Consider the following 26,285-nt stretch of genomic DNA (forward strand, 5'->3'; position numbering starts at 1 on the left):
ACAGCCCCGCCGCACACCCCAACACCACACCCATCCCGCGAGCAAGCCGAGGCAGGGCTGCACCGCCGCCGACAACGCGTCCGGGTGCGGCGACCGCCGCACGATCGGGGAGAAGCGGCGATCGTGGACGGACACGTCGCGCGCGAAGCGAGGTGACGGCCCCGCTGCTGATGGTCATGCAGCCCGGCGGGCTACGCGCGCCCGAGCAACTGCTCCGACCGCTCCCACAGTCCACGCGCCAGCGCCGCGTCCAACGCGAGCCTGTTGACCCGTCCTGGCCTGCGCTTGACGTAGAACTCACCGGACTGCCAGTCCACCCCCGCCTGGCTGCTGGCCAGCCCGGGTATGACGACCGGGTCACGGTCGTACGGGCCGACGCGCAGCAGGGCCTGCCCGGGTACGGCGAGTTCGCAGCGATCATCGTTACGGTCGGTGCCTGGGACATCTCTCCGGCCTGGCTGGACCAGCTGGCACGCAACGGGACGCTGGTTGTGCCGTTGCGGATGGGTGGAGTCACCCGCTCCGTCGCGTTCCACCGAGACGGCGATCACCTGGTGAGCGAGAGCGCCGAGGTATGCGGTTTTGTGCCTATGCAGGGCGGCGGGCAGCACCAGGAGCGGGTCGTCGAGCTGCCGGACGCGAATGGCCATCATGTCCAGCTTCGGTTCGACGAAGCCGTGCCCGAGGGTATCGACCGGCTCGACGGGGTGCTGGCGACCGGCCGCACCGAGGTGTGGTCGGGTGTCACGATCCCGCACGGGACGTCGTTCGCCGACTTGCATCTGTGGAATGCCGGCTACCTGCCTGGGTTCTGCCAGGTTATCGCCGAGGATGGAACAGAGTTGGCCGCCGAGCGTGGGCAGTGGTTCCCCTACGGAGTTGTGCGGGAGGACTCGTTCGCCTATCTCGCGGTCCGTCCCGCCCTGCGGGGTGCGGGCGTGGAGTTCGGGGCGCGCGCCTACGGCCGACACGGTGAGCGGCCCGCGACGGCGATGGTCGAGCAGATTCGGGAGTGGGACCGCACAGCCGGCCCGCCCCGACGATCGGCTACTGGCCAACCGGCAGTGATGACTCGTCGCTGCCGCCACCGGCGAACCTCGGCGAGCGGGACCGTTTCGAGTGGCCGGCCCTGCCGGGCGGCGACCGTGGTCAGCACCTCTCTCACCCGGTCGATGCCCAGTGCGGGCGTGCCGGTGACGACGGCGAGCCGGTAGTCCGCTCCGGCCAGGTGTGTCTTGCCCGCGCCGGTCGGGCTGGTTCTCCGGTCCCCGATCAGGCGGGTCAGGTCGTCGTCGGTCAGCGGCGAGCGTCGCGGGGTGGACGTGGCGCCGGCGGCCAGGGGAATCCGGCTCGTCCGCGGGTTGTACTCGTACGGCAGCTCGAAGTGGTCGGGAGCCTCGCGCAGCTCCTGGTCCAGTGAGTTCTTGGTGCCGAGGAGCGCGATCACGTTCGGCGACCGGATCCCGTACCTGTCGCCGCTGCGGTGCAGGATGCCGAGGCCGACCAGCTCGTCGAGGTAGCCCATGAACTCCTTGAGCATCAGGACGTCGCTCGAGAACGCCTTCGGCCACGAGATGCCGCAGTACTCCCGAAGGTCCTCGGCGCTGAACACGGCCTCGGCCGCGCTGCCGATGCTCAGCAGTGCGACGACGAGCGCGATGACGCGGTAGCGGGCGTCCAGGTTGATGGTCCACCGGAACCGCTGTGCGATCAGCTCGCGCACCTTGCGGTCGGCGTACACCCCGTCTGTCGTCGCTGGTGATCAACCTGCGGCCGGGACGCTTGACGACCCTGCCACGAAGGTGGTCGATGAGCGCCTCGCAGAAGATCTGCACGAGGCTGGCCTGGTAGTTGGTGAGCGCGGCGATCCGCCACACGAGTTCGTCGGACTCGAACGCGTACCCCATCGCCCGCAACGGGTCCACCACGAGCTTGCGCACCTCGGCGGGGCGCAGCGGCCCGATCAGGGTGTCCGCCCCGCCGTGCGCCACCGGCGTGTTGGGCGAGTCGTGGAAGCGCTGCACCTGGTGGAGGCCGGCGAAGACCGGCTTGAAGCGTCGATCCGACGCCTCCATCAGGCTCTTCAGCCGCTGCAACGTCCGGAACTGGCCGACCCCGGGCTCCCCCTGCTTCGCGTCCGCGGTCAGGAACATGTCGGCCTCGTCCAGCAGCAGGAGCAACCGGTTGGCCTCGTCCCGCATCAGCCAGTCGCGGATGAACCGCACCACCCGATCCGGTCCCGCGTTGGGTGGGCAGGTGTCCGGGAGGACGCCCAGCTCCTTCAGCGGGCGGATCAGCGCGTTCCACAACTCCTCGGTGCTGCGTGCCTCGCCGATCGATTCGGACTTCAGGTCCAGGTACAGCGCCACCCGGTGCCGCTGTCGGTTCGGGCCCGGCGGGTCGGTGAAGAGTTTCTCGATGCGCCGCAGCAGTGCCGACTTGCCCAACTGCCGGCCGCCGTAGACGAACATCGACCCGGTCGGCGACTCGACGTCGGCCCGCTCCTTCTCCCGACCGACGAACACCTCGCTCGGTACGTCGCCCCCGGCGAAGGGCGTGTACGGATTGACCGCCGTGAACGGCAGCGTGACCCGCTGGGTCAGCCGGAACCCCGGCTCCTCCCGGGTCGCCAGCCAGCCGACGACCGCCTCGTCGATCACCAGCGCCGCCGAGCCCTTCCCCGGGTTGGCCACGCTCTGCTGCCGCAGCTGCAGGCGCTGCTCCACGGTGAGCGTGCCGAAGTAGAGGATCAGGTTGGCCTGGGCCCGCCGGCGTTCCGAGACGAGCTCCAGCAGGCGGCTCGGGGCCGCCCGCTCGAACATCAGGATCACGGTGTACCGGCCGTTGGCCTGGGTGCCGAACTGCGGCACGTACGAGCGGTCCAACGGCTGGGCCCGTACCTCGTAGACGAGCATCCGGGTACGTGGTGCGTCGGTCTGGTCGAGGACGTTGTTGCTCGTCGGCACCAGTCCCAGCATCCGCAGCACGTCCGCGAGCGCCCGGCGGAACTCCCCGTCGTTGCGGCGCCGCTGGTGCTGCGGCTGGTGCAGTGCCCGCCACGCGTCCAGCCCCTCGCGCAGGATGCCCTGGGCCGGCTCGCCTCGTTCCGCGGCGGCGAGCACCGCCGCGAGCGCGCCTCCAGTTCGGGCCGCTGCCCGGGGGCGGCGTTCGCCGCGGCTGCCGCCGCCCGTTCCACGACCGCCGGAAAGAACTCGTCGAAGTCGTCGCTACGCTGGGCGTCCTCCTCGGGCGGCAGCTCGCTCCCGCTCGCCAGCAGCGTGACGAACTCCTCGGCGGTGACCTCGTCGCCGCGGTCGAGCAGGGTGCGGATGCGCGCCCGGTCCGCCGGGGTCGGATCCAGCCGGTTGAGCCGGAAGACCAGCTTCTCGCGGTATTGGGCCAGCTCCCGCTGGGCGTCCGCGACCACCTCGGCCAGCGCCCCGCGGCGCAGGTCGTAGCGTTCGTGGGGCACGGTGCGCAGGGCGTCGAGCCGGCCGTGCAGCTCCCGGGCGGCCTCGTCCAGCCCCACCGAACGGAGCTTGGCGATCGCCGCCTCGGCCTTCTGCACCACGGCGACGTGTTCCCGCGCCAGCCGCTCGGTCGCCCGCAGGCACTGCGCCTCCAACGCGTCGAACTGCTCCTGGTCGACCTCGCCCAACAGTTCCCGCGCGGCGGCCACGTTGCCGCGGTCCAGATGACCCTCGACCGCCTCCGGCACGGAGCGCCCGCGCAACACCGGGAGCAGGTGCTCCGGCCGCAGCTCGCCGAGATCCGTCTCCTGGTCCGGGCGTACCGGGAGGAGAGCTTCCCCGCCACCATCGTCCGCCCCTCGCACACGTACGACCGGACGCTGGTGCCGTTCGACGGCGGCTGGACCGTGGTGGACCGGATGCGGCGGGGAAAGGAGATCGTGGTGCACGGCGACGGCACCTCGCTCTGGACCCTCACCCACCACACCGACTTCGCCCGTGGGCTGATCCCGCTGCTCGGCCACCCGGCCGCGGTCGGCGACGTCTTCCACATCGCCTCGGACGAGGTGCTGACCTGGAACCAGATCGCCGAGACGCTGGCGGCGGCGGCCGGGACGACGGCCCGGATCGTGCACGTGCCCTCCGACGCGATCGCCGCCGAGGATGCCGACTGGGGTGCCGCGTTGCTCGGCGACAAGGCCCACTCGATGATCTTCGACAACGCCAAGCTGCGTCGGCTGGTCCCGGACTTCGCGGCGACCGTCCCGTTCCACCAGGGTGCCCGAGAGATCGTCGCCTGGTACGACGCCGACCCGGCCCGGCAGCGGGTCGACGCCCCGCCTCGACGCCGTCATGGACCGTCTCGTGGCGCGGTATCGGGTCCGCCGCCAGCCGGCCGCGGCGGGGTGAGCGGGGCGGGCTTCGGGGGGAATCGGTCACCCCCCCCGGCGGCCCGCCCGGCCGGTGGCTCCCGCCGTGTCGTACCCCGGGGCAAGAATCCCCGCGTGATGTTGCTCGCCACGCGCCCCGAGCAGGCCGGACGCTCCCCGGACCTGATCACAGGAGTGGGTACGCTCGCTACCGGCGCGGGGCCCGGCGCCCGACGGCCAGCGGCGCCGACCCGGCGGCGCACCACCGGCAACCCTGGGAGTTCACCTCGTTGACTGCACAGCCTGACATCCTGTACGGCGCCGACGACCTCACCCACCTCGAGGGGCTGGACGCGGTCCGGAAGCGCCCCGGCATGTACATCGGGTCGACCGACAGCCGTGGCGTGGGTCACCTCCTCAACGAGATCGTGGACAACGCCACGGACGAGGGTGTCGCCGGTCACGCCAGCCGGATCGAGGTCACCCTGCACGCCGACGGCTCGGTGCAGGTCGACGACGACGGTCGGGGGATCCCCACCGACGTCCACGCCAGGTCCGGGCTCTCCGGGGTCGAGCTGGTGCTGACCCGGCTGCACGCCGGCGGCAAGTTCGGCGGCTCCGGCTACAAGACCTCCGGGGGCCTGCACGGGGTCGGCGCCTCCGCGGTCAACGCCCTCTCCCGCCGGTTCGACGTCACCGTCCGGCGGGACGGCGCGATCCACCAGATGTCGTTCCAGCACGGCGTACCGGGGATCTTCGACGGCCCCGGGCCGCAGGCGGCCTTCACCCCGCACCCGGGGCTGCGCCGGGTGGGCAGGATGACGCGGGGTGAGTCCACCGGCACCTCCGTGCGGTACTGGCACGACGCCCGCTACTTCGAGGCCGGCGCCGCGCTGGACGTCGAGGCGGTGCGGACGAAGCTGCGACACACCGCGTTCCTGGTCCCCGGTGTGACCTACGTGCTGCGGGACGCCACCGGCGGGTCGATCAGCGTCGAGACGTTCCACTTCCCGAACGGCCTGGTCGACATGGTCGACTTTCTCGCCCCGGCCGGCGAGCGGCCGGTTTCCGGGACCCTGCTGGTCACCGGTACCGGGACCTACCGGGAGAACGCCGCCGACGCCAACGGGGTGATGCGCAGCAACGTCGAACGGCGGGCCGAGGTCGAGATCGCGTTCCGCTGGGGAACCGGCTACGAGCGTACGGTCGAGTGCTTCACCAACACCATCCGTAACGCGCACGGCGGCACCCACCGGAAGGGTTTCGAGCGGGGGGTCGTCCGCGCCCTGACCGACGCCATCCGCAACGCCCGCGGCCTGCTGAAGCCGAAGGAGGATCTGCCGATTCTCGACGACGTGTTGGAGGGCGTCACCGCCGTCGTCCACGTGCGGATCCCGGAGCCGCAGTTCACCTCGCAGACCAAGGACGAGCTCTCCACGGCCCCGGTGACCAAGGTGGTGCAGACGCTCGTCGAGCAGCACCTGAAGGCCTGGCTGGAGGACCGCAGGACCCGGGCCGAGGCCCGGACGGTCCTCCAGAAGGTCGTCGACGCGGCCCGGGTCCGGCTCACCCAGAAGCAGCAGAAGGACGCCGCCCGGCGCAAGACCGCGCTGGAGGGCGCGTCGATGCCGGCGAAGTTGGTCGACTGCCGCTCGACCGGGGTCGACCGCAGCGAACTCTTCATCGTCGAGGGGGACAGCGCCCTCGGCACCGCCCGGCTGGCCCGCTCCTCGGAGTACCAGGCCCTGCTGCCGATCCGCGGCAAGATCCTCAACGTGCAGAAGGCCACCCTGCAGCAGGTGCTCGACAACGCCGAGTGCTCGGCGATCATTCAGGTCCTCGGCGCCGGTTCGGGGCGCACCTTCGACCTGTCCGCCCTGCGGTACGGCCGAGTCCTGATCATGGCCGACGCCGACGTCGACGGCTCCCACATCCGGACTCTGCTGATCACGCTCTTCGCGAAGTACATGCGTCCGGTGATCGAGGCGGGTCGGCTGTACGCGGCCGTCCCGCCGCTGCACAAGATCACTACCAGGGGCAAGAACCCGGAGACCATCTACACCTACACCCAGGCGGAGATGCTGAGCACGGTCGCCCGGCTGGAGCAGGCGGGCAAGCAGGTGGTGACCCCGGTGCCGCGGTTCAAGGGCCTCGGTGAGATGGACGCCGACGAGCTCTGGGAGACCACCATGAACCCGGCCACCCGGGCGGTCCGGCGGATCACCCTGGGCGACGCGGAGGCGGCCGAGGCGGTCCTCGAGCTTCTGATGGGCGAGAAGGTCGAACCCCGGAAGAACTGGCTGATCGAATCGGCCAACCGGGTTGACCAGGAGGCGATCGACGCCTGAGGCGCGTCGGTCGCAGGGACGACAGCGGCGCCGGGGGCCCGGCGCCAGGCGAGGGAAGAGAGCGCGAAGCCATGGCACGCCGTACGGGCAACAGGTCGACGGTGGACCTCTCCGCCTTCGATCGGGCGGGGGCGCGGGTCACCGACAACCCGCTGGCCACCGAGGTCGAGGACTCCTACCTGGAGTACGCCTTCTCGGTGATCCACTCCCGTGCGCTTCCCGACGCGCGGGACGGCCTCAAGCCGGTGCACCGGCGCATTCTCTACTCGATGAGCGAGCAGGGCTACCGGCCCGACCGTCCGCACGTCAAGTCCGCCAGGGTCGTCGGTGACGTGATGGGTAAGTACCATCCGCACGGCGACGCCGCCATCTACGACGCCATGGTCCGGCTTGCCCAAAACTTCTCGCTCAACGCCCCACTCATCGACGGGCACGGTAACTTCGGCTCCCCGGACGACGGGCCGGCGGCCGCGCGCTACTGCGTGGTGGGTGACACCCGGATTCGTCTCGCCGATGGCTCCAGCCCTCGTATCGCGGACCTGGTCGACCTGCCCGCCAATGCGGAGCGGGACGCCGATTTTGAGGTTCTGGACAAGGACGGCAAAGCGGTTCGGGTTAACCGGGTCTTCAACTCCGGCGTTCACCCGACTATCCGGATCACCACGACGTCGGGATACTCGCTCCGCGGTAGCGAGAATCACCTGGTGCTCTGCCTCGAGAACCCGATGGGCGTACCGCTGTTCCAGTGGCGGCGGCTTGACGAGATCCAGCCGGGGACGGTGGTCTGCATCGCCCGCAACGCATGGTCCGAGGTTGTGCCGACGGCCCGGGAGTACAACCTTGGGATACTGGCCGGCGCCTGGGTCTCCGGAGGTTGGGCGAGCGACAGCCGGGCCGGCTTCAACAACACCGACGAACACTTCTTCTCCGAGGTCTTACACGCGTACGACGAAATCGTCGGGGGTGCCCGCTCCGTATCGGAACGGCATGCCCGGCGTGACCGGAAGCGCGTCCTGGAGCTGGACGTCCAGGAGTTCTCCGGAGGGATGGACGCGTTCCGGGCCAGTCCGCTGGCGGAACTGATTGGGCACCAGGCGCGCGAGAAGTTTGTTCCGGGGTTCGTCTGGTCGGGGGGCTGGGGTGTCAAACGCGCCTTCCTCATGGCCATCTTCGAGGGCGACGGCGGGGTGCGGGTCGCCAACGACAGCCTCACCATCCAGTACACGACCTACAGTGAGCGGCTGGGCCAGGAACTCCAGGAGCTGCTGGCCGAGTTCGGGGTGATCGCCTGCCGGCGCCGGTACACCCGGCCCGGTGGCTCGGTCGAACACCGCCTGGTGATCTCCGGGCTCCGTAACATCAAGGCGTACGCCCAGCGGGTCGGGTTTCTTCGCACCAAGCAGGCCGTGTTGCAGAAACTGCTGCGTCACGCGCCGCTGCGCCCCCACCGCCTCTCGCGGGACCACGTCCCCTTCGTCGCCGACTATGTGCGCGGTGCGCTTGAGTTCGGCCGTCGGGGGAGCGGGCGGAAGTGGCTCACCGTCCACAACTTCGACCGCATGGAGCGGTGGGAGACGGAACGGGCGCGGATCATCGACTGGGTGAAGGATCCGGAGGTCCTCGCCACGATTCTGCCGATCATGGATTCGGGGTACCGATTCGAGACGGTCTCCGAGGTTGTTCCAGCCGAGCCGGCCGAGGTGTACTCCGTTCGGGTGGAGTCCGAAGATCATTCCTTCCTGGCCGGTGCCTTCGTCAACCACAACACCGAGGCGCGGATGTCGCGGGAGGCGATGCTGCTGGTCGGGGAGCTCGGCGAGGGGACGGTCGACTTTCGGCCGAACTACGACGGGTCGCTGACCGAGCCGACGGTGCTGCCGGCGGCCTTCCCGAACCTGCTCGTCAACGGCACCTCCGGGATCGCGGTCGGGATGGCGACCAACATGATCCCGCACAACCTCGCCGAGGTGGTCCAGGCCGCCCGCTGGCTGATCGACCACCCGGACGCCTCGCTGGACGAGCTGATGCGGTTCGTTCCCGGCCCGGACCTGCCAACCGGCGGCCTGCTGCTCGGCCTCGACGAGGTGCGCAAGGCGTACCAGACCGGGCGGGGCGTGGTCCGGATGCGGGCCCGGGTCGAGATCGGGCCGCTGGAGGGGAGCCGGGGCCGGCAGGCGATCACGGTGGTCGAGCTGCCGTACGGGGTCGGTGCCGAGAAGGTTATCGAGGCGATCACCGACGAGGCGCGCGGCAAGCTGATCACCTCCGGTCCGCGTAAGGGCCAGCGGCAGCCCGCCCGGCTGCAGGGCATCGCCGACGTCAAGGACCTCACCGACCGGGAGAACGGCACCCGGCTGGTCATCGAGTGCAAGGTCGGGGTCAACCCGCAGGCGCTGCTGGCCGACCTCTACCGGCTCACCCCACTGGAGCAGTCGTTCGGTGTCAACAACCTGGTCCTGGTGGACGGGCAGCCGCAGACCCTCGGCCTCAAGGAACTCCTCGAGGTCTTCCTCCGGCACCGGTACGACGTCGTGACCCGCCGGACGACGTTCCGGCGGACCAAGCGACAGGACCGGCTACACCTGGTCGACGGCCTGCTGATGGCGCTGCTCGACATCGACGAGGTGGTCCGGCTGATCCGGGGCAGCGAGAACGCCCAGGCTGCCAAGGACGCCCTGATGGCGCAGTTCGGGCTCTCCGAGATCCAGGCCGGCTACATCCTGGACACCCCGCTGCGGCGGCTCACCAAGTTCGACCGGCTGGAACTGGAGGTGGAGCGGGACCGACTCCGTGAGGAGATCGCCGCGCTGACCGAGATCCTGGAGGACGAGCGGGTGCTCCGGAAGGTGGTCTCCGAGGAGCTGGCGGCGGTCGCCAGGGAGTTCGGCCGGGAACGCCGGACCACCCTGATCGACGGCGACCTCAGGGAGGTGCTGGCCGCCTCCGCGTCGGCCGGCCCGTTGGAGGTGGCGGACGATCCCTGTGAGGTGATCCTCTCCGCGACCGGGCTGGTCGCCCGGACGGCCGCGGAGTCCGAGGAGACCCCCGAGGGCCGTCGGCGCAACGGCCGGACCAAGCACGACGCGGTCCGGGCCGTCGTTCCGGCCACCGCACGCGGGCAGGTGCTGCTGATCACGAGCGCGGGGCGGGCCTTCAAGACGGACGTGCTGCCGCTGCCGGTGCTGCCGGAGCAGTCCGGCACGGTCTCGCTCAGCGGCGGGATGGCCACCGCCGAGTTGGTGCCGCTGGAACCGGGGGAGCGGGTGGTCGGTCTGGCGCCGTTCGGCGAGCGGGGTGCCGGTTCGCCCGGCCTGGCCCTGGGCACCCGGCAGGGCGTGGTGAAGGTCTGTGCACCGGAGTGGCCGGTCCGGGCCGACGAGTTCGAGGTGATCAGCCTCCGGGACGGCGACGAGGTGGTCGGGGCGACCTGGCTGGTCGACGGCACCGAGACCCTGGCCTTCGTCTCGTCCGCCGCCTCGCTGCTGCGCTTCCCGGCCTCCCTGGTCCGGCCGCAGGGTCTTCGGGGCGGCGGCATGGCCGGAATCAACCTCGGTGCCGGCGCCGAGGTGATCTTCTTTGGGGCGGTTCGCGCGGACGAGCCGGAGCAGGGTGAGCCGATGGTGGTCACCTCCACCGGCAGCGGGGTGAAGGTGAGCCCGTTCTCGCTCTATCCGGCGAAGGGTCGGGCGACCGGCGGCGTCCGGGCCCAGCGCTTCCTCAAGGGTGAGTCCCGGCTCGTGGTCGCCTGGATCGGGCCGCGCCCGGTCGGGGTGACCAAGCGGGGTGATCCGGTGCGGCTTCCCGACCCGGACCAGCGCCGCGACGGGTCGGGCGCCGCCATGTTCGGGCCTGATTTCGTGGGGCGGCTCCTCGAGCGAGACTGAGCGGACGGCACCGGGTGCCCGGGGCCGACGGTCCCGGTTTCCGCGCCGCGGGCCGTCCGTCCCGGGCCGCGTCCCGGCGGGTCCCGCACGTCGGCCGTGCGGGACCCGCCGTGCCCAGTACCATCGATCGCCATCTCCGGCCGGCGCCCGGGTTCACCCGGTCGGCGGGGCAAGCGACGTCGACGGTGACGGTGGTGGGGCGACATGGACGCTCGACAACTGGAGTACTTTCTCGCGGTCGTCGACCACGGCGGGTTCAGCCGGGCCGCCAAGGCGATGTTCGTGGCCCAGCCGTCGCTGTCCCAGGCGATCCGCGCCCTCGAACGTGATCTCGGCAGCGAGCTGTTCCACCGGATCGGTCGGCGGGTGGTGTTGACCGGTGCCGGTCGCGCCCTGATCGCCCCGGCCCGGCAGGTCGTACGCGGGCTCGAACTGGCCCGGGCGACGGTCGCCGCGGTGCAGGACCTCCGGTCCGGCCGGGTCGAGATCGCGGCGATGCCGTCCGCCACGGTCGAGCCGCTCTCCACCGTGGTACGGCGGTTCACCGGCCGGCATCCCGGTGTCTCGGTCCGGATCCGGTCGGCGCCCCGGGCGCACACGGTGCTGGAGATGGTCCGGACCGGGACCGCCGAGATCGGCCTACTGGCCAGCCGGGACGCTCCCCGGCTCGACACCGTCGCGGTGTATCCCGCCGGCCGGCACCGCCTGGTGCTGGTCACGCCCGGGAACGGCCCCTTTCCGGCCGGGACGCCGGTGCGGTACGAGCAGCTCGCCGGCCACCGCCTGATCGTCGGCGAACCGGGGACCGGGATGCGTGACCTGGTGGAGGAGATCCGGGCGGCCGGGATCGAGGTGACGATCGTGGTCGAGTCGGAGAACCGGGAGGCGTTCCTGCCGCTGGTGCTGGGCGGTGTCGGGCTCGCCGTGGTCGCCGACTCCTGGTCGCGGCTCGCCCAGCGCTCCGGCGCCCTGGTGTTGGACCTGGAACCCGCGGCGCACCTGGAGGTCGCGTTCGTGACCCGGAAGGCTCCGCTGACGCCGGCCGCCGCGGCCTTCCTCGCCGCGGCCTCGGCGGTCACCGGCGCGGGCGACGACGCCACGGACGCCCGGAGCCTCGCCGCGTACGTCGGCTCGAACGCCGCCGTGACCAGCAACGATAGGCGGAGCCTATAAGTATCGGCGTGATCTCGTCTTGGACCGTCGGCCATCGGGGCTGGTGGAGTCGGTGTTAGCTGCGTCACTACGACGCCTGTCCCGGCACCGTGGAACCGATGGAGGTTGTCGTGGCCATCACCAGCGACACCGGCGGCACTCCGGCCAAGACCGACGTGGAGCGGGCGCTGCTCGGCGGCGGCACGTACCGCAGTCTCGGGGAGCAGCGGCTCTCCCCGGCCGAGGAGCGTTTCGAACGGGGACGCCGGACGGTGGGGCTCTGGCTCGCCCCGCTGGTCTCGGTCGTCTTCCTGGCCCTGCCGCTCGACATGCCCGGCAACCAGCAGACCCTGGCCGGCGTCCTGCTCGGCGTGATCGTGCTCTGGGTGACCGAGCCGGTGCCGATCCCGGTCGGCGGCCTGCTCGGCGTCGCCGCGATCGTCATCCTCGGTGTCGCCCCGGCCGGCGAGGTGCTCAGACCGTTCGGATCATCGACGGTCTTCACCTTCATCGGGGCCTTCATCCTGGCCCAGGCGATGCTCAAGCACGGGCTTGCCCGGCGGTTCGCGTTCCGGATGCTGTCGTTGCCGGGCGTGGGCCGGACGACCGGACGGCTGGTCGTCACCTTCGGACTCATCACGTGCGCGCTCTCCGCCTTCGTCTCCAACACCGCGACCGTGGCGATGCTGCTCCCCACCGCGCTCGGCATCCTCACCGTGATCGCCAAACTGATGCAGGACCGGGGGATCGCCCGCGCCGACTTCGACCCGACCCGGCTGCGGGTCGGCGTCGCGCTGATGCTGATGCTGGCGTACGGGGCCAGCGTCGGCGGGCTGCTCACCCCGGTCGGCACCCCGCCGAACCTGATCGGACGGGACCTGATCGCCGAGGCGACCGGCGAGCGGATCTCCTTCGCCGAGTGGATGGTGGTGGCGTTCCCGATCTGCGCGCTGATGTTCGTCGCCCTCGCCGCCGTCCTGCTGCTGCTCAACAAGCCCGAGATCCGGCGCATCGAGGGGGTCGCCGAGTACGTCGCCGGCGAGCGCGCCGCGCTCGGTCCACTCTCCCGCGCCGAGCGCAACACCCTGATCGCGTTCACGGTGACCGTGGTGCTGTGGATCACCCCCGGTGTGGTGGCGCTGCTCTGGGGCAGCGACTCCACCCAGTACGAGTGGGTCAGTGGACGGCTCAACGAGGGGATCGTGGCCGTGCTCGGCGCCTCCCTGCTGTTCCTGCTCCCGACCGACTGGGGCGCCCGGCAGTACACGCTGAACTGGAGCGACGCCGCCCGGATCGACTGGGGCACGGTCCTGCTCTTCGGCACCGGCATCATCTTCGGATCGCTGCTGGAGGCGAGCGGGCTGGCCAAGACGATCGGCGACGGCAGCGCGGGCCTGCTCGGCCTGACCAGCGTCTTCGCGATCACCGCGTTCGCCGTGCTGCTGGCGATCGTCATCTCCGAGACGACCAGCAACACCGCGGCCGCGGCGGTGGTCGTACCGATCGTCATCCCGGTCGCGGTCGCCGCCGGGGTCAACCCGTTCGTACCCGCGCTCGCGGCGACGTTCGCGGCGTCGTTCGGATTCATGCTGCCGGTCTCGACTCCGCAGAACGCGGTGGTCTACGGCTCCGGCGTCGTACCGATCACCAGGATGATCCGCTCCGGTTTCTCCTTCGACATCCTGGGCGCGATCCTGATCCTGCTGCTCCTGCCGCTGATGGCCGCCGTCGTCGGGCTGGGCGGCTGATGACGACGCGGGGGACCGACGGGATGGTCCAGCGGATCGCGGTCATTCCCGGCGACGGGATCGGCGTCGAGGTGGTGGCGGCGGCCCGGCGTGTCCTGGCCGCGGTCGCGGAGCGGCACCACCTCGCGCTCGCCTACGACGAGTACGACTGGTCCTGCCAGCGCTACCTGGCCGAGGGCGCGATGATGCCGCCCGACGGCCTGGCGCGGCTGCGGTCGGCGGACGCCATCCTGCTCGGCGCCGTGGGCTGGCCCGGGGTGCCCGACCACGTCTCGCTGTGGGGGTTGCTCATCCCGATCCGCCGGACCTTCCGGCAGTACGTCAACCTGCGCCCGATCCGGGTCTTCCCGGGCGTGCCGAGTCCGGTGCGTGACGCCCGGCCGGGCGAGGTCGACCTGGTGGTGGTCCGGGAGAACGTCGAGGGGGAGTACAGCGAGATCGGTGGGCGCTTCGGCCGGGGCTTCCCGGAGGAGCAGGCGGTGCAGGAGTCGGTCTTCACGCGCGTCGGGGTGAGCCGGATCGTCGACTACGCCTTCGCGCTCGCCCGCACCCGCCGGTCGTACGTCACGTCGGCGACGAAGTCGAACGGGATCGTGCACACCATGCCGTTCTGGGACGAGGTCGTCGCGGAGCGGGCCGCCGGCTACCCCGACGTCCGCTGGGACGCCGAGCACATCGACGCGCTCGCCGCCAAGCTGGTGCTCCAACCCGAGCGGTTCGACGTCATCGTCGGCTCCAACCTGTTCGGCGACATCCTCAGTGACCTGGCGGCGGCGGTGGCCGGCAGCATCGGCATCGCGCCGTCGGCGAACCTGGACCCGACCCGAACCTTCCCCTCGATGTTCGAGCCGGTGCACGGCTCGGCACCGGACATCGCGGGTCGGGGGATCGCGAACCCGTTCGGCGCGATCTGGTCGGCGGCCATGATGCTCGACCACCTCGGGCACCCGGCGGCGGCGGCCGACGTCATGGCGGCGCTCGAGTCGGCGCTGCGCGACCCGGCCACCCGGACCCCGGATCTCGGTGGCACCGCCGGCACCCGGGAGGCCACCGAGGCGGTGATCGATCGGCTGTGAGGGCGCGTCCCGGCCGCTCGTGGCCGTCGGGGCCGGCCGGGCGCCATCGCCGGGCCACCCCGGCCGGTCAGCGGGGGCGCTCCGGGTCGGTGACGTCCGCGACGGTGGCGCCGAGCACCCGGACCGCCTCGTCGGCGTCCAGCAGGATCGCGACGCCGCGTTCGCCCGCGCCGAGGCTGATGCGGCGGTTCCGGATCCGCTCGTCGGCGACGACCGGCCACGCGGTCCGGGCGCCGAACGGGGTGATCGTGCCCCGTTCGTAGCCGGTCACCGACCTCGCCTCGTCGGCGTCGGGCAGCGAGAGTCGGTTGACGCCGAGCAGCGCGCGCAGCTTGGGCCAGGAGATGACCCGGTCGCCGGGGACGAGGACGAAGACGAAGTCGTCCGCGCTCCGGCGGACGACGATGGTCTTCACCACGTCCGGCACCGCGATCCCGAGCGCCCGGGCCGCCTCGGGAAGGCTCCGGACGGGTTCGTGCCGGACCACCTGGTGCGGGACTCCGGCCGAGGTCAACGCCGCGATGGCCGTACTCGACATGGCTGCACGGTACCGCCCGGCTCCGGTGTCTCCTCAGAGCAGGGGGGCGACGTCACGGGTGATGGGGACGGCCAGCACGGTGGGGCCGTCCCCGTGCAGCGCGACCCGGAAGGCCTCGCGGAAGTCGTCCAGCGAGTCGAGCTGGTGCGCGGTGCAGCCGTAGCCACGGGCGATGGTGGCGACGTCCAGGCCCGGCAGCTCCAGGCCGGGCACCCCGGGTGTGTCCTCCAGGGCGGCGAAGGCCTTGAGCACCCCGTACTGCTCGTTCACCGGCACCACGATGACCACCGGCAGTCGGTGCTGCGCGGCGGTCCAGAGCGCCTGGGGGGAGTACTGGAACGAGCCGTCGCCGATCACGGCGATCACCGGCCGGTGCTGCCCGGTGTCCCGCTGGGCGAGCGCGATGCCGACCGCCGCCGGCAGCGCGAAGCCGAGACCGCCGCTGGCCATCTTGAAGTACGACGCGGGACGGGTGATGGTCAGCTGCCGGTGCAGGGCGCTGAGGTTTGAGGGGGTCTCCGGCACCAGGACGCCGTCCGCCGGCCATTCGGCGGCGAGGGCGGCGAAGAGGGCCTCCGGGGAGAGCGCGGCGGCGGGGCCGGGGGTCGGCGGAGCGGGCCGGGGCGCCGGCGGCTGCCGGTCGGTCGCCGGCAGTTGCGCGGTCAGGGCGGCGCAGGCGAGCCCGACGTCACCGACCACGCAGTCGCCGACGGGTGCCCGGGCCGCCTCGTCCGGGTCGTCGGTGAGGTGCAGCAGGCGTGTGCCGGGGGGCAGATAGCCGTGCTCGCCGGGGACGTACGGGTAGTAGCGGAAGACGGGGGCGCCGACCACCAGGACGAGGTCGTGCCCGACGAGCTTCTCGGCGAGCGGGCCGATCGCCGGGGGCAGCAGCCCCTGGAACTGCGGATGGTCCTGGGGAAAGCCGACCCGGTCCGCGAACGGCGGCTGCCAGACGGGGGCGCACAGCCGCTCGGCGAGGGCGACGGCCTCGGCCCAGCTTCCGCTGCGGTCGATCCCGGCGCCGCACACCAGCATCGGGTTCCGGCTGGCCGCGATGAGCCCGGCAAACCGGGCGAGCGCGTCGGGATCGGGCGCGACCCGGGTGCTCACCCGGCGCGGCGCGGGCGTGTACAGGGCCGGCTCGTCCCAGTCGTCGAGCGGGAGGGAGAGATAGACCGGACCGGCGGGCGGTTGGACGGCCGTCGCGTGGGCCCGCAGGAACGCGTCGGGAATGTCCTGGGCGCGCAGCGGCTCGTGGCTCCACTTGACGTACGGCTCCGGCAGGAGGGTCGGCCGCAGGTTCGTGAGCATCGGCTCGAACAGACTCATCGTCCGGGTCTGCTGCCCCGCGGTGACGATCATCGGCGTCTTGTTGTGCCAGGCGGTGACGAGGCTGCCCATCCCGTTCCCGGTGCCCGGCGCGGTGTGCAGGTTGACGTGCACCGGCCGCCCGCTCGCCTGGGCGTACCCGTCGGCCATCGCCACCGCGGAGGCCTCCTGGAGGGCGAGGACGTACGTGAAGTCGGTCGGAAAGTCCTTCAGGAACGGCTCCTCGGTCGAGCCGGGGTTGCCGAAGACGGTGGTCATGCCGAGGGAGCGGAGCAGCTCGTAGGTCGCTTCGTGCACCGTTGTCATCGAAACGTACCCCCTGGGTTTCTCGTCCCGCCGCCGGACCGGCCTCGGCGTGACCGACCAACCGGAATATTTCCGTCATACCGTACGCGTACATGATCATGCTGGTTTATTCGGTCCGCCGGGCGCGCGCTCCGGGCCGGCCCCCGGAGCGGCCAATTCGCGGTCCTGGTCACTGTTTTGCCTGGTGAGAGGGGTTGGCAACGGCGGAGGTGGGCCAGTAGTGTCGGCCCGTCTGGTCCGGCCCCCTGGTCGCCAACCGCGGTGACACCGGAGCAGACCCGCCGAGTCGTATTGTGACGAGCCGGGGACCCACAGTTATCTGGGGTGAATCCGCGGGCCACCCGTCCGCGGTAGGGCGGCCTTCCCGCCCGAATCCGTCAGCTAACCCGGTAGGCGGCGCAGGAAGGAGTACGTGTTCGTGCCGCACCACCTGGGCCGTGGCCCATCCCCCCAGCCACCACAGGACGCCGCGTCCGGAACCCGGCCCGGCCTGCCCGTACCGGGCCGACCCGTCCGGGTGACGCTCTCGACCCCGAGACCGCGGACGTCCTGACGCCCGGCGGGCACCAGCACGCGCCGACCCGGGCCGCCCGGGACTCGGGCTCGGCCGGGAGCGGCGAGCGCGGGGCACCGGACCATCCGCCCCGGGGCCGTTAGCGTCCGCCGCGGGTCCCGATCGGCAGCCGAAACGGGCGCGGTTCTGCCGCGGACGTTTCCGCCGCCGCGAATGCCGCGGCCGAGTGCCGACAATTCCGCCGCGCGTGCGCGTCGCCTCGGCAGGGTCGATCAGAACGACAATTCCCGCGCCCGTGAACGCGGCGTATCGACGCGTTCTCGACCGTGGACAGAAACAGCGGGTCGTCAATCGCGTCCAGGACCGACGACCCGCATTTCCCCCCTGGAGGATCATCGTGAAGCACGGCATCAACCAGCGACTGCGACATGCCCTCTCCGGCCGGCGGCACCGGACCGTCCTCGCCGCCGCGGCGGTGCTCGCCGCCGCGGCGACCGGCAGCGGCGTCGCCCTGTCGGTGGCTCAGCAGCCCGAGGCCGCGGGTGGTGCCGACACCGTCGCCGTGGCGGAGCTCGGCCAGTCCCTCACCGCCGGTGGCGCCGGCGGCGGCGCGCCGACGGCCGCGCCCGAGACGACGGCACCCAGCACCGCCGCGGCGGCGCCCCCGACCAGGACCGCGACCGCCACGCCGTCCCCGACGAGGGCGAAGGAGAGCCCGAAGAAGGCCGAGGAGCCGCCGGCGCCGCCGGAGTCGAAGCTGCTGGACTACACGTTCCAGGCCCAGACCACCTACTACTACTGCGGCCCCGCCGCGACCCGGATCGCGCTCTCGGTCCGGGACGCGCAGCTGAGCCAGGACGAGCTGGCCAGCCGGCTCGGTACCACGGTCAACGGCACGAACTCGGCCGAGGACACCACCCGGGTCCTGAACAGCGTCACCAGGTCGAACTTCTACCGGACCACCGCGATTCCCGGCCCGTCCGCGACCCGGGCCCAGATGGACAGGCTGCAGGCGGACGTCGTACACGCGATCAGCAACGGGTACGCGGTCGTGGCGAACATCGCCGGGTCGGCCACCGACATCGCCGGTGGCTGGCACAGCTATCCGGGCGGTCACTACCTGACCGTGGTCGGGTACCGCGACGACGGTCGTACGGTCAAGATCGCTGATCCCGCGATCCCGGGCGAGGACAGCTACTACTGGATGACCACCATCGACCTGGCGAACTGGATCGCCACCCGGGGCTACTCCGCCTGACGTCCCGTCCACCGGCACGCCCGGTCCACCGACAACCCGCCGGCCGGCCCGGCACCTCCCCGCCACCGGCCCCACTCCGCCCGGTCGACACGCTCGGCCGGGCGGAGTGGCCGGTGTGGCGTCAGGCCGGGCCGAAGCTGAACTCGGCGTACTCGGCGACCGGCGTGAAGCCGAGGCGTCGGTACAGCGCGATCGCCGGGGCGTTGTCCGCCCTGACGTTCAGGGTCACCCAGCGGACGGTTCCGAGCAGTCGTCGGCAGAGCGCCGCCACCGCCGAGGTGGCCAGACCCTGACCCCGCACCGCCGGATGGGTGGTCACGTTGCCCAGCGCGCACACCCCGTAGGTCGGGGACCAGACGTGCACCCCGGCCACCGCCAGCAGCTCACCGGCGCGGCGGATCCCGACGTACTGTCCGGTCTGGACCATCCGCTCGTCGAACCAGTTACCGGGATAGGCGGCCTCGTAGAGCGCGGTCATCGCCGGCACGTCGGCGGTGGTGAGCACCTCACCCGCCGGGACCACCCGGTCGAGCCGATCGGGGTCGGTGAGCGCCATCTTCAGGTGTGCGCCGTGCGGGCGTACCGGGAAGTGCGCCGCCAGGATCGCCTCGGCACCCGGCGAGAGGTGGGCGTCGAACGCGCGGGGCAGGAGCGGGACCAGCGCCGTCAGCAGGTCGGTCAGGCCCCGCGGGGAGCGGTCCAGCGCCAGCAGCGTGGGGGTGCCGCCGCCGTGGTAGACCAGCGCCACCCGCTCGCCGTGCCGGTACCAGGTCGTGTACGGCCAGTAGAAGTCGTCGAGGTCGCCGAGTTCGTACGCGTGCAGCTCGGGGTCCCGGCCGAGCAGGGCGGCGAGTTCCTTTCGGTCGTGGCTGGTCCTGATCACCGTCACGGGCAAGATCATGGCACGGGCGCCGCCGGAGGCCGGCGGCGCCCGTGTGCGTCCCTCCGGGCTAGGACCGGTTCATGAACTTCTCGTACTCCGGGACCACCTCGTCGGTCGGGCCGTCCGCCCGGATCACCCCGGACTCCAGCCAGATGGACCGTTCGCAGGTGTCCCGGATCGACGCGATCGCGTGGCTCACCAGGAACACGGTGCCGGCCTCGGCCCGCAGCTCGCGGACCCGCTGCTCGCTGCGGCGCCGGAACCGGGCGTCGCCGGTGGCGAGCGCCTCGTCGATCAGCAGGACGTCGTGCTTCTTGGCCGCCGCGATGGAGAAGCGCAGCCGGGCCGCCATACCCGAGGAGTACGTCCGCATCGGCAGCGAGCTGAAGTCGCCCCGGTCGTTGATCCCGGAGAACTTGATGATCTCGGGGGTGAGCTGGCGCACCTGGGCCGGGCTCATCCCCATCGCCAGGCAGCCGAGCACGACGTTCCGCTCGCCGGAGAGGTCGTTCATCAGCGCCGCGTTCACGCCGAGCAGCGAGGGCTGCCCCTGGGTGTAGATCGCACCCCGGGTGGCCGGCAGCAGTCCGGCGATCGCCCGCAGCAGGGTGGACTTGCCGGAGCCGTTGCTGCCCAGCAGGCCGATCGCCTCTCCCCGGTACGCGGTGAAGCTCACGCCCTTGACCGCGTGCACCTCGCGGACCGTCGGCGGCTTGGCGCCGAGCAGCAGCCGCCGCAGTGCGGCGACCGGGCTGTTGGTGCCGGCGGCGGCGCCCTTGTGCACCCGGTAGACGATGTGCACGTCATCCACGATGACCGTGGGGATCCGGGCCCCGTTGGCGGCGGTGGTCGCCGAGGCAGCGGTGCCGGCGGTGATCAGCTCAGCCACGTCCGTACTCCTTCTCGCCGCGCCAGAAGTAGACGAACCCGACGACGCCGACCAGCAGCGCCCAGCCCAGGCCGAGGAGCCAGGACTCGGTCGCCGGGGCGGTCACCGGGGCGCTCTCCATGAGGGCGTGCCGCATCAGCTCGATGTAGACCAGCAGGGGGTTCAGCTGTACGAGTTGGGCCGCCCAGTCCGGCAGATGCTTCTCGAAGTTGTCGACGCTGTAGAGCACGCCGGACGCGTACATCCAGGTCCGCATCACGAACGGGACGACCTGCTTCAGGTCTGTGGCCTTTGAACCGAGCCGGGCCAGCGCCATGGCGAGCCCGGCGTTGAAGATCGCCTGGAGCACGATGGCCGGGATGACCAGCAGCCACTCGATGGTGAGCGGCTCCCCGTCGAGCAGCACGATGCCGGCGAGCACCACGATCGAGGCGAGCAGGTGCTGGAACTGGGTCAGGGTGACCGCGATCGGCAGGCTGGCCCGGGGGAAGTGCAGCGCCCGGATCAGCCCGAGGTTGCCGCTGATCGCCTGGACTCCGCCGCTGACCACCGCCTGGGTGAAGGTGAAGACGAAGAGTCCGGTGCAGAGATAGGCGATGAAGTTGCTGACGCCGTCCTGGGTGTTCAGGATGATGCCGAAGATCAGGTAGTAGACCGCGGCGTTGGTCAGCGGGGTCAGCACCTGCCACAGGCGGCCGAGCCGGGCGTTGCTGAACGAGGCCACCAGCTTGGCGTTGGCGTAGGCCGAGATGAAGTGCCGGTAGGACCAGAGCTGTCGAACGTAACTGGGGAGGCTGGGTCTCGCTCCGGCCGAGGTGAGACCGTACCGGGCGGCGAGTTGGGCGCCGGTCAGTCCGGAATCGGGGTCGGCTACCGCCGAGGTGGCCATAGCAAGGCGCTCCGATCTGTGCGGGCGGGAAGGTGCGCGCGACTACGGCGACCGGGTGGCCGGGGGGAGCCGTGGCGCACCAGTCGGTTATCGCTCCGTGGCAACGTAGTCCATCGTACGTCGGGACGCAACCGTACCGTCGTCGCGCTATATTGGCCCCCGTGGCGACCGACAACCGGCGGGTTCCAGCGGGGGCGGCGGTGCTCCGAGGAGAGATCACCGACGCCATCCGCCAGGCCGTGATGCAGGAACTCGCCGCGGTGGGCTACGGACGGCTGTCGATCGAAGCCGTCGCGCGCCGGGCCGGGGTCGGCAAGACCGCGATCTATCGGCGGTGGAGTTCGAAGCTGGAGATGGTCCTGGAGATCGTCTCCCGGGTCGCCGGGCAAAGCCTACCGTTACCGGACACCGGCACCCTACAGGGAGACCTCGAAATACTCCTCCGCATCGTGGCGCGGGCGCTTCGCCACCCGTTGGCCTCGCAGATCATCCCTGATCTGCTCGCCGAGGCGGCTCGCAACCCGCGGATCGCGCAGACCCTCCAGGAGTCCCTACGGGTGAACCAGCGCGACGTCGGCAACCAGGTGATCGGCCGCGCGGTCGACCGGGGCGAGCTGCCGCCCGGGACGGATCCCGACGCCGCGGTCGACCTCATCGTCGGTCCGATCTACTGGCGGCTGGCGGTCGCCCGTACGCCCCTCCCGGACGACCACCTGCCCAGAATGGCGGCGAGCGTCGCGAGCGCACTCGGCGCGGGCCCGCCCACCGGCCCCGGCAGGTCGGCCGCCGCCGACGGCGCCGCCACCCTTCCCACGCCCCGCTGACGGACGGCCCGGCGCATCTCTCCCGCCTCGGCCGGTCCCCTGGCCGTTCGGCGGTTGTCACCTCGCCAGCACCGCATGTTCGGCCGGGACCCACCAACTAGCAACCTGACCGGGCTAGCGTCGCTTGCTCCCAAGCGACCCCTCAGCCACGGAGGATGCCCATGACCGGGCCGAACGCAGACCTGATTCCGCCTGCGAGACCCGTCATCGGAGACGCCGAGATCGACGCTGCCGTCCGGGTGCTCCGGAGCGGCCGGGTGGTGCAGGGTCCGGAGGTGGCGGCGTTCGAGGAGGAGTTCTCCGAGCTGGTCGCCGGGCGGCACTGCGTCGCCGTCAACTCCGGCACCTCCGCCCTCCACCTGACCCTGATGGCCCTGGGCATCGGCCCCGGTGACGAGGTGGTGGTGCCGTCGTTCTCCTTCGCCGCCAGCGCCAACGCGGTACGCCTGGTCGGCGCCGAACCGGTCTTCGCCGACATCGAGCCCGGTAGCTTCTGCCTGGATCCGGAGGCGGTCGCGGCGGCCGTCACGCCCCGGACCGCCGCGATCATGCCGGTTCACCTCTATGGTCACCCGGCCGCCATGGACCGGCTGATGCCGGTCGCCGAGCGACACGGCCTCGCCGTCGTCGAGGACGCCTGCCAGGCGCACGGGGCGGCGCTCGCCGGCACCCCGGTGGGCGCCTTCGGCGTCGCCGGCTGTTTCAGCTTCTATCCGACGAAGAACATGCACGCCCTGGAGGGCGGCATGATCAGCACGAGCGATCCCGCACTCGCCCGGACCCTGCGGCTGCTGCGCAACCAGGGCATGGAACAGCGGTACGCCAACGAGATCGTCGGCGCGAACATGCGACTCACCGACGTGGCGGCGGCGATCGGCCGGGTCCAGCTGCGGCGGCTGCCGGAGTGGACCGAGCAGCGGCGGGCGAACGCCAAGTTTCTCGACGCCCAGATCACCGGCGCGATCACCCCGCCGGTCGCCGACGCCGCCCGGCACGTCTACCACCAGTACACGATCCGGGTCACCGGCGACCGGGACGCCGCCCAGCGGCGCCTGCGGGAGCAGGGGGTGGGGAGCGCGGTGTACTACCCGACCCCGATCCACCGGCTCCGGCCGTACCTCGGCGAGGACGGGCAGCCCGGACCGTGGGACCTGCCGGAGACCGAGCGGGCGGCCCGGGAGGTGCTCTCGCTGCCGGTCCACCCGTTGCTGACCCAGCCGGAGCTGGAGCGGATCGCCGAGGCCGTGAACGCGCTGGCGGTGGCCCGATGAGCGGCGGTGCGCCCCGGCTGCGGGCCGGACTGATCGGCCTGGGCGCGATGGGCCGCAACCACGCCCGGGTGCTCTCCCAGCTCGACGGGGTCGAACTGGTCGGCGTGGTCGACCCGGCCGGCGACCCCACCGACACCCTCCGGGTGCCGGTCTTCGGCGCGGTTGCCGAGCTGCTGGCCCTGAAGCCCGACTACGCGGTGGTGGCCTGCCCGACCGCCCTGCACGAGGAGATCGGGCTGGAACTGGCGGCAGCCGGGGTCTGCGCGCTGATCGAGAAACCACTCGCGCCGTCCGTCGAGGCGGCGACCCGGCTGGTCCAGGCGTTCGAGGCGGCCGGGCTGGTCGCCGGTGTCGGACACATCGAGCGGTACAACCCGGCACTGCAGAGCCTGCGGACCCGGCTGGAGGCGGGCGAGCTGGGCGACGTCTACCAGGTGGTGACGCGACGGCAGGGGCCGTACCCGCACCGGATCGCGGACGTGGGCGTGGTGATGGATCTCGCCACCCACGACATCGACCTGACCGCGTGGGTGACCGGTCAGGAGTACGTCTCCGTCGCCGCCCGGACGGTCTCGCGCAGCGGGCGGGTGCACGAGGACATGGTGGCCGTGGTCGGCCAGCTCGCCGACGGCACGATGGTCAACCACCTGGTCAACTGGCTCAGCCCGCTCAAGGAGCGGTCGACGGTGATCACCGGCGCCCGGGGCTGCTTCGTGGCGGACACCCTCACCGCCGACCTCACCTTCTACGCCAACGGGGCGATCGACACCGAGTGGGAGGCGCTGCGGACTTTCCGGGGGGTCGCCGAGGGCGACATGGTGCGGTACGCCATCCCGAAGCGGGAGCCGCTGCTGGTCGAACACGAGCGGTTCCGGGACGCGGTCGAGGGCAAGGAGAGCGACATCGTGACGTTGCGACAGGCCCTGCGGACGGTGGAGGTCTCCGCCGCGGTGCTGCACTCGGCGGGCGAGGGCAGCACGGTGGAGCTGCGGCGCGGCTGATCCCCGGCCAGCGCGGGGCTTCACCGGCGACCGGCGGAGCCCCGCGCGCGGGTCGCTCAGAGATCGAGTGAGGTGGTCGCGACCGCCGTGGGATGGCGGCGGGCCAACCGCGCGGCGAGCGTGACGGCGTCGAGGTCGCAGGCGACGATCCGGTTGATCGGGCACTGGTCGAGCGCACGTACCTCCGGACGGAACATCCCGGCCAGGAGGAGGGGACGGACCATCCGGTAGGCGGGGTGGAGGATCCGCCCGTACAGGAGCTCGGAGAACCGCTGTTGACCGGAGGTGACCGCGGAGACCACCCGTCCGGCGGGCCGGTCCGATCGTCCGCCGGTTGCCGCCCTCACCAGGGCGGAGACCGCGCCGGGGAGCCGGAAGGCGAGCAGCCGCTGGAGCCGGTACGCGGGATGCCGGTCCTCCGGACGACGCGGGTGGTGGATGCGCGGTGGAGGGCTGAGGTCCAGGTCGCGCCAGACGTCGCTGGCCAGCACGAAGAGGTGCAGCTCGGCGCCGTCGGCGCAGAGACGTCGGGCCAACGCCACCACGCGTTCCGAGGGCCGAGCCTTCATCGACACCAGGATCGTCCCCGCTGGTCCGGCCGGCGTTGCGGAACGGCGCTGCGACGGGGTTCCACGACCATCTGTCTGTGTTGTCAAGGGCTGTCACCCTCCACCAGCGGGCCGGGACGGGTCAGCGGGGCGCGCCGGCCCCGCGTGTGGAGCGACGCCGCCCGACCAGCGTCCGCAGCGTCGCCTCGAGCGGCTCCAGGACGGTGTGTCGGGTGTACGCCTCGGCATGCCGCCGCGCCGCCGCCCGCAGCTCGGGGTCCCGAGCGCGGGCCAGCTTCCCGGCGGCCATCATCGACCGGGCGATCCGCTCCGGGTCCAGGCTGTCCGGGTTGCACCAGAGGGGATATCCGCGCAGGACCTCGGCGGCGGCGATCCCCGGGGCGTGCACCGAGACGATGGGACGCCCGGTCGCCATGTACTCGAAGATCTTTCCGGAGGTCACGTATCGGGCGCCGCCCGCCAGGAAGACCAGGACATCGCTCTCGGCGTAGGCCCGGGAGACGTCGGTCTTCGCCACCGGGCCGCGATACCGCAGTCCCGGGTCGACGGCCGGTGCGGACGGGTCGGCGTCGAGGCCGAGCCGGCGTCGCAGGATCCCCTCGGCCCCCCGGGAGAACCCCAGATGGCCGTGGATGTGCAGCTCCGCGTCGGCCAGCTCGGGATGGCCTCGGGCGATCCGGAACGCCTCGACCATCGTCTCCACCGGCTGGGCGGCGGTGACGGTGCCGACGTAGCTGAACCGGAGGGCCGGGGTGGTCGGGACCGGGTCGGCCTCGGTCAGCAGGTCCGGGTCCCAGCCGTTCGGCACGACCAGCATCCGGTCGGCCACGTCCGGGTACCGCTCGGCGTGCCAGCCGCGCAGCGCCTCGTTGACGAAGACCGCCGCGGCGGCGTCGCCCAGGACCCGGCGTTCCCAGGTCCACGCGGGATGGTCGGGCGGGTAGGCGGGCCGCTCCGCGAACAGGTCCAGCGTCCAGGAGTCCCGGTAGTCGACGACGTACGGTACGCCGGTCAGCCGGTGGAACAGCCAGGCGGCCGCGAAGGCGGAGAAGGGGTTGCCGGTGGCGAGGACGACGTCGAAGCGGCGTCGTGCGTGGAGCCGCAGCGCCCGGCCGACGGCGTCGAGTCCCCACGAGGAGTAGTGCTCCGGGAAGATCCGTTGTCCGGCGTCGTAGAGCCGTGCGGCGAGGACGGGCATCGTGCGGCGGAACCGACTGAACCGGCGGATGTCCCGTTCCCACCGAAAGGTGCTCAGCCGCGGCCGCTCGACCCGGATCCGTGGGTCCACGGTGTCGAGCAGGGCGTCGTCCGCCGATCCCGCGACCTCCTGCAGGAACCGCGGCGGGGCGGCGAAGACGGTGACGTCCCAGCCGCGGGCTACCAGGTGGTTGGCGGTGGCCCGGGCCCGGTAGACGCCGCTGGCGCGGGACGGAGGGAAGTAGAACGACAGGTAGAGCACCCGGGGCG

The 26,285-nt window shown here is 71.8% G+C and carries 19 protein-coding genes, 4 pseudogenes and 1 riboswitch; of the genes and pseudogenes, 14 read left to right on the forward strand and 9 right to left on the reverse strand.

Annotated elements, in window-relative coordinates; all coding sequences use genetic code 11:
* Positions 1–176: 176 nt before the first annotated feature.
* A pseudogene (locus tag EF879_RS28045) lies at positions 177–539 on the forward strand (hypothetical protein); the annotation flags it as partial.
* A gap of 419 nt (positions 540–958) precedes the next feature.
* Here EF879_RS28045 and EF879_RS28050 read toward each other — a convergent pair.
* Positions 959–1,741 carry a hypothetical protein gene (locus EF879_RS28050; RefSeq protein WP_233604313.1) on the reverse strand — a complete coding sequence of 261 codons (783 nt, stop codon included), beginning with the start codon at positions 1,739–1,741 and terminating at the stop codon, positions 959–961.
* Between the two features lie 833 nt (positions 1,742–2,574).
* Between EF879_RS28050 and EF879_RS27185 the strand changes: the two genes are divergently transcribed.
* Entirely contained in the window at positions 2,575–2,745 is a 171-nt protein-coding gene (locus tag EF879_RS27185; protein ID WP_158624138.1) for a hypothetical protein, read from the forward strand.
* 82 nt (positions 2,746–2,827) lie between these two features.
* Here EF879_RS27185 and EF879_RS08415 read toward each other — a convergent pair whose 3' ends face one another.
* On the reverse strand, positions 2,828–3,718 hold the full coding sequence (locus EF879_RS08415) for a hypothetical protein (protein ID WP_123556435.1): 891 nt from the start codon (positions 3,716–3,718) through the stop codon (positions 2,828–2,830).
* Between EF879_RS08415 and EF879_RS27575 the strand changes: the two genes are divergently transcribed.
* The 8 genes and pseudogenes from EF879_RS27575 (at position 3,695) to EF879_RS08445 (ending at position 14,547) form a co-directional block, all read left to right on the forward strand.
* A complete protein-coding gene (locus EF879_RS27575; RefSeq protein WP_199736239.1) occupies positions 3,695–4,633 on the forward strand; it encodes an NAD-dependent epimerase/dehydratase family protein in 939 nt (312 codons plus the stop codon). The genes EF879_RS08415 and EF879_RS27575 overlap by 24 nt on opposite strands.
* Positions 4,630–6,687 (forward strand): type IIA DNA topoisomerase subunit B, encoded by a 2,058-nt coding sequence (locus EF879_RS08425; protein WP_123556438.1) that lies wholly within the window; start codon positions 4,630–4,632, stop codon positions 6,685–6,687. The genes EF879_RS27575 and EF879_RS08425 overlap by 4 nt, the downstream gene beginning before the upstream one ends.
* Before the next feature lie 71 nt (positions 6,688–6,758).
* A pseudogene (locus tag EF879_RS28750) lies at positions 6,759–7,166 on the forward strand (DNA gyrase subunit A); the annotation flags it as partial.
* A gap of 6 nt (positions 7,167–7,172) precedes the next feature.
* Positions 7,173–8,060, forward strand: a pseudogene (locus EF879_RS28755) (LAGLIDADG family homing endonuclease); the annotation flags it as partial.
* A gap of 393 nt (positions 8,061–8,453) precedes the next feature.
* Positions 8,454–10,571, forward strand: a pseudogene (locus EF879_RS28760) (DNA gyrase subunit A); the annotation flags it as partial.
* Between the two features lie 204 nt (positions 10,572–10,775).
* Entirely contained in the window at positions 10,776–11,744 is a 969-nt protein-coding gene (locus EF879_RS08435; RefSeq protein WP_123556442.1) for a LysR family transcriptional regulator, read from the forward strand.
* A gap of 98 nt (positions 11,745–11,842) precedes the next feature.
* Positions 11,843–13,471 carry a DASS family sodium-coupled anion symporter gene (locus tag EF879_RS08440; protein WP_123556444.1) on the forward strand — a complete coding sequence of 543 codons (1,629 nt, stop codon included), beginning with the start codon at positions 11,843–11,845 and terminating at the stop codon, positions 13,469–13,471.
* A complete protein-coding gene (locus EF879_RS08445) occupies positions 13,471–14,547 on the forward strand; it encodes a tartrate dehydrogenase (RefSeq protein ID WP_305036039.1) in 1,077 nt (358 codons plus the stop codon). The genes EF879_RS08440 and EF879_RS08445 overlap by 1 nt, the downstream gene beginning before the upstream one ends.
* Positions 14,548–14,614: 67 nt before the next feature.
* On the opposite strand, the gene EF879_RS08450 is transcribed toward EF879_RS08445, so the two are convergent.
* On the reverse strand, positions 14,615–15,085 hold the full coding sequence (locus EF879_RS08450) for an aminoacyl-tRNA deacylase (protein WP_123556446.1): 471 nt from the start codon (positions 15,083–15,085) through the stop codon (positions 14,615–14,617).
* Positions 15,086–15,118: 33 nt separating this feature from the next.
* On the reverse strand, positions 15,119–16,720 hold the full coding sequence (mdlC, locus tag EF879_RS08455) for a benzoylformate decarboxylase (protein ID WP_123556447.1): 1,602 nt from the start codon (positions 16,718–16,720) through the stop codon (positions 15,119–15,121).
* A 269-nt stretch (positions 16,721–16,989) separates the two neighbouring features.
* A riboswitch (cyclic di-AMP (ydaO/yuaA leader) is annotated at positions 16,990–17,131 on the forward strand.
* Positions 17,132–17,631: 500 nt separating this feature from the next.
* On the opposite strand from mdlC, the gene EF879_RS08460 reads away from it, so the two are divergent.
* Positions 17,632–18,492, forward strand: a complete 861-nt coding sequence (locus EF879_RS08460; RefSeq protein WP_123556449.1) for a C39 family peptidase — start codon at positions 17,632–17,634, stop codon at positions 18,490–18,492.
* Positions 18,493–18,613: 121 nt separating this feature from the next.
* Here the strand turns inward: EF879_RS08460 and EF879_RS08465 are convergent, their stop codons facing one another.
* The 3 genes from EF879_RS08465 to EF879_RS08475 all read right to left on the reverse strand — a co-directional run bounded on the left by EF879_RS08465 (position 18,614) and on the right by EF879_RS08475 (position 21,153).
* Positions 18,614–19,381: a GNAT family N-acetyltransferase gene (locus tag EF879_RS08465; RefSeq protein WP_233604314.1), complete on the reverse strand. Its 768-nt coding sequence runs from the start codon at positions 19,379–19,381 to the stop codon at positions 18,614–18,616.
* Between the two features lie 61 nt (positions 19,382–19,442).
* Positions 19,443–20,264 (reverse strand): ABC transporter ATP-binding protein, encoded by an 822-nt coding sequence (locus tag EF879_RS08470; RefSeq protein ID WP_370375458.1) that lies wholly within the window; start codon positions 20,262–20,264, stop codon positions 19,443–19,445.
* Positions 20,257–21,153: an ABC transporter permease gene (locus EF879_RS08475; protein ID WP_123556452.1), complete on the reverse strand. Its 897-nt coding sequence runs from the start codon at positions 21,151–21,153 to the stop codon at positions 20,257–20,259. Before EF879_RS08475 ends, EF879_RS08470 begins: the two co-directional genes overlap by 8 nt.
* 161 nt (positions 21,154–21,314) lie before the next feature.
* Here EF879_RS08475 and EF879_RS08480 point away from each other — a divergent pair, with 161 nt between their 5' ends.
* The 3 genes from EF879_RS08480 to EF879_RS08490 all read left to right on the forward strand — a co-directional run bounded on the left by EF879_RS08480 (position 21,315) and on the right by EF879_RS08490 (position 24,249).
* Positions 21,315–21,977 (forward strand): TetR/AcrR family transcriptional regulator, encoded by a 663-nt coding sequence (locus tag EF879_RS08480; protein ID WP_123556454.1) that lies wholly within the window; start codon positions 21,315–21,317, stop codon positions 21,975–21,977.
* Positions 21,978–22,138: 161 nt separating this feature from the next.
* Positions 22,139–23,248: a DegT/DnrJ/EryC1/StrS aminotransferase family protein gene (locus EF879_RS08485; RefSeq protein WP_123556456.1), complete on the forward strand. Its 1,110-nt coding sequence runs from the start codon at positions 22,139–22,141 to the stop codon at positions 23,246–23,248.
* Complete coding sequence (locus EF879_RS08490) at positions 23,245–24,249, forward strand: Gfo/Idh/MocA family protein (RefSeq protein WP_123556458.1); 1,005 nt, start codon at positions 23,245–23,247, stop codon at positions 24,247–24,249. Before EF879_RS08485 ends, EF879_RS08490 begins: the two co-directional genes overlap by 4 nt.
* A gap of 56 nt (positions 24,250–24,305) precedes the next feature.
* On the opposite strand, the gene EF879_RS08495 is transcribed toward EF879_RS08490, so the two are convergent.
* Both EF879_RS08495 and EF879_RS08500 read right to left on the reverse strand, forming a co-directional pair.
* Positions 24,306–24,818 carry a hypothetical protein gene (locus EF879_RS08495; protein WP_148086386.1) on the reverse strand — a complete coding sequence of 171 codons (513 nt, stop codon included), beginning with the start codon at positions 24,816–24,818 and terminating at the stop codon, positions 24,306–24,308.
* Positions 24,819–24,939: 121 nt separating this feature from the next.
* Positions 24,940–26,277, reverse strand: coding sequence for a glycosyltransferase (locus EF879_RS08500; RefSeq protein WP_123556462.1), 1,338 nt, complete (start codon positions 26,275–26,277; stop codon positions 24,940–24,942).
* Positions 26,278–26,285 lie beyond the last annotated feature (8 nt).

The organism is Micromonospora sp. HM5-17, from assembly GCF_003762835.1.
Lineage (GTDB): Bacteria > Actinomycetota > Actinomycetes > Mycobacteriales > Micromonosporaceae > Plantactinospora.

What these genes read in the sequence shown, in the direction of transcription:
- EF879_RS08450 (WP_123556446.1), bottom strand. Translation starts at nt 15,085, where the DNA reads ATGTCGAGTACGGCCATCGCGGCGTTGACCTCGGCCGGAGTCCCGCAC.
- mdlC (WP_123556447.1), bottom strand. Translation starts at nt 16,720, where the DNA reads ATGACAACGGTGCACGAAGCGACCTACGAGCTGCTCCGCTCCCTCGGC.
- EF879_RS08440 (WP_123556444.1), top strand. Translation starts at nt 11,843, where the DNA reads ATGGAGGTTGTCGTGGCCATCACCAGCGACACCGGCGGCACTCCGGCC.
- EF879_RS08435 (WP_123556442.1), top strand. Translation starts at nt 10,776, where the DNA reads ATGGACGCTCGACAACTGGAGTACTTTCTCGCGGTCGTCGACCACGGC.
- EF879_RS08490 (WP_123556458.1), top strand. Translation starts at nt 23,245, where the DNA reads ATGAGCGGCGGTGCGCCCCGGCTGCGGGCCGGACTGATCGGCCTGGGC.
- EF879_RS08485 (WP_123556456.1), top strand. Translation starts at nt 22,139, where the DNA reads ATGACCGGGCCGAACGCAGACCTGATTCCGCCTGCGAGACCCGTCATC.
- EF879_RS08475 (WP_123556452.1), bottom strand. Translation starts at nt 21,153, where the DNA reads ATGGCCACCTCGGCGGTAGCCGACCCCGATTCCGGACTGACCGGCGCC.
- EF879_RS08445 (WP_305036039.1), top strand. Translation starts at nt 13,471, where the DNA reads ATGACGACGCGGGGGACCGACGGGATGGTCCAGCGGATCGCGGTCATT.
- EF879_RS08495 (WP_148086386.1), bottom strand. Translation starts at nt 24,818, where the DNA reads ATGAAGGCTCGGCCCTCGGAACGCGTGGTGGCGTTGGCCCGACGTCTC.
- EF879_RS27575 (WP_199736239.1), top strand. Translation starts at nt 3,695, where the DNA reads ATGACCCTCGACCGCCTCCGGCACGGAGCGCCCGCGCAACACCGGGAG.